The organism is Nodularia sp. UHCC 0506 (assembly GCF_034931045.1).
In the GTDB taxonomy this organism is placed as follows: Bacteria; Cyanobacteriota; Cyanobacteriia; order Cyanobacteriales; family Nostocaceae; genus Nodularia.
Genome location: NZ_JAYGHH010000099.1, coordinates 1 through 3,014, shown reverse-complemented (window position 1 = coordinate 3,014; position 3,014 = coordinate 1). Strand labels below are relative to the sequence as shown.

Annotated in this window: 2 protein-coding genes and 1 pseudogene; all 3 read right to left on the bottom strand. The window is 37.4% G+C overall.

The genetic code is table 11. The annotated features are described in order from the left end of the window. Nucleotides 1–229: pseudogene (locus tag VB654_RS25125) on the bottom strand (hypothetical protein); the annotation flags it as partial. Nucleotides 230–592: 363 nt separating this feature from the next. Next, complete coding sequence (locus tag VB654_RS25120) at nt 593–2,527, bottom strand: NB-ARC domain-containing protein (RefSeq protein ID WP_323216553.1); 1,935 nt, start codon at nt 2,525–2,527, stop codon at nt 593–595. A gap of 248 nt (nt 2,528–2,775) precedes the next feature. Beyond that, nucleotides 2,776–3,014 (bottom strand): IS66 family transposase (locus tag VB654_RS25115; RefSeq protein WP_323216552.1); only part of this gene is annotated, 239 nt, incomplete at its 5' end.

Genomic DNA, 3,014 nt, shown 5'->3' with positions numbered 1-3,014 from the left:
GTGGACGGCGAATTCTCAAACTGCTGGTTTTACTCTGCTGTTCAAGATCCTCTATCCCTCTATTGATTGTTCTGTAGTTACATCCCAACAATTTACTTATGTATCCAATCCCCCCGTACCCAAGCTTTTTTGCTTCAATTGCTGCATACCGCCTACGGTCTTTCTCCGATAGAGATTCATAGTAATCTTGCATCTGCTTTTCTAGCATTGGAGAGTAGATTTCTATCACGATATTGCCTCCTAATAACCACTTCTTTAGTCTACTATCCCCTGCCACAACTTTTGTACTTTATTTAATCCACATCCCTTAGTTACTTATTTAGCTGCTTTTTTGCTTCTACACCTTGGTATTTATTTACTCCCAAAAGGCATATAGCTTCATATTTACCTAAATTGGTTCCCAATAAACCATTAAGACTATTCCTTTAGTGAGGTGACAGAGTTCCTTCTCCTTTCAACATTTTCAGCTAATCTTAGGCGTTCTTCAATATGATGAAATTATCCAATTTACAGTCTCAAACAGCGAATATTACCTTATTTGAACAAGACCCTATTGTTCCCCCAAATCTGCGAAGTGATTTCTCAGCCTATGCTACTTATCAACTGAATTAAGGCGCTGATAAGCTTGAGACTGCCAGACATCTAATTCAGGTACTCTCCAAGGAGCTTTTTTTTGTTTCTTGTCTCTAGAGTCATTTTTAAGACCTTGTTCCCATAGACTAAAAGCACTTTTCTTATCTTCTAAAGCTTCCTGCACTTGTGCCAATAAATAATAGGCATCGGGACGGGAACTATCTAATTCAATTGCCTTGCCAAGGTAATCTTGAGCATTAATGTATTGATTCTGTTGAAGATATGCCCATCCAAGGTTTTTGTGCAAGGCATATTTCACTAAAGCATCCTGTACACGCTCTAAACTGAATAAGAGCAAGTCAATAGCAGTAGCACTGTTTCCATTAATAATTTCCAATCGTGCTAAATTATTGATAGCTGCATCAGCAGCACGAGTTTTATAATGTTTAGCCATTTCATAGTGGAAACACGCACGCTCCAATTCTTGCAGCTTTTCATAAGTTGACCCCAAGTTATAATGAGCGGCTGCAAGATCCGGATTAAATCTGAGTGACCACACTAAAGAAAACTTGGCGCTAATAAAATCACCTTCCAGGTATTGTTGATGACCTATCTGGTTTAAAGACTTAGCAATAAATTGATTAGTAATGTATTTCTTTACTCTATTGTTTAAAGTAAATTTAGCAACCATTGCATGATCTTCTTGAACAATAAGTGATTGCTGTAAGAGTAAATTCAACGAGGCATCCAATTCTGACAAATCTATCGCAAAGACTAAACTTGCTTGTAAATCTGCAAGAGATACTGCCTGGTGGTTGACTGCTAAAGAGTAAATAATATTTTTTTCCAAATCAGAAATATTCTCAAAAGATTGTAAAAATTCATTGAGAATATTATTGATTAAAGATAAATTGCGTTTTGAAAAATTATTAAAGTCACTTTTAAATGTTTTGTTAATAGTTTTGAAAGCTATTTCTAAAGCTAAAGGATTACCTTGATACAATTCAATTAACTCTAATAAATTTTGCTCAGAAATTGCAAAAGTTTTAATCGGAAAAATAAAATTTTTGGCATCTTCCAGACGCAAACCACTCAAAAGTAATTCCCTTATAGGCAGTGTGTCTCCAGTGAAATCAACAATTTCTATAGATTTTTCTCGACTGGTCAACACCAAGCAGCTATTATGATTTGATTCCCCTAAGCGTCTTAATAATTCTCCATACCCCTCATATTCCTTGGGATAATGTCGAGCTAACTGGCTACTTGGCAGAACAGTCTCTAAATCATTTAGTACCAATAGACAACGGTGTTGGGATAGATACTCAATCAGTAAAGAGATTTGCCCACTAACATCTTGTGGGATGTTGATTTCTTCTTGGTGCAACAGAGATTGGAGTAGGTCAGTTAATAATTCTTGGATGGGTGGAGCATAGTGGAGCGATCGCCAAATGACACATTCAAACTCATTCTGAATTTGTTTAGCCAACTGCACTGACAGAATGCTTTTGCCAATGCCACCCATCATCCCAAGAATTACTACTAGTCGGCACTTGTCTTTAACAATCCATTGCTTTAAGGTAGCTAGTTCTTGAGTCCGCCCGTAAAAAAGAGTCACCTCTGGTGCTTCACCCCAATCTTGACGTACCTGAAAGCGTTCTTCCCCAAGATTAACTGGTGTAGAGGATATATTCGATGCTTCCTGAGCTTCATATAAAGATACAAAAATTTGCTTTAATTCAGATAACTTACCAGGTCCACTGCCAATAATATTAAATTTGCGATAAACTTCACCGAGTCTTTTTCTGACAGCCACATCACTGATGCCCAAACGCTTTGCAATCAAAGCATTTGACTGACCTTCTAAAGCTAAAAACAAAGCTTCCATTTGTATATCTGACACATCGTGTTCAGCCAATAACACTCTCAGAAATTCTTGGGGAATTTGGAAAATCAAAGTTATACTTCCTTTCTTACATTAAATCTTTATTCATTATAAAATGTGAGTCTGACTCAGTTCTTTTAAATTCTCACTCTCCGGTTTATACTACCGACATTTAGCACTTCCATCTCACAATCGGGTTTTTTGCAACAAAGGCTGTATTTTAGGTGATTTCCAGAATAAAAATTACCACAGGACACCATGACATGGTAGAAGAGAACAGGTGTTCGCGTAACTGTTCACACTCCCCCACTAAAAAGGTATTAAGAAGCAACAGGAATGGGAGGATGTTTTATACCCCGACGAGCTTGAGTGAGAACTTGAGCAATATAACTCCAAGGGTCAACTTTTCTCAAACGACAAGTTTCAATAACACTCAACATAGAGCAATAAGCTAAACTCCCCTCAGTGGTACGAGTACCATAGCTAATGCGTCGGGCAATGACCGCATGTCGTAAAGCCCGTTCTGCTTCATTATTAGTCGGTGGCAATTGTGAATTAT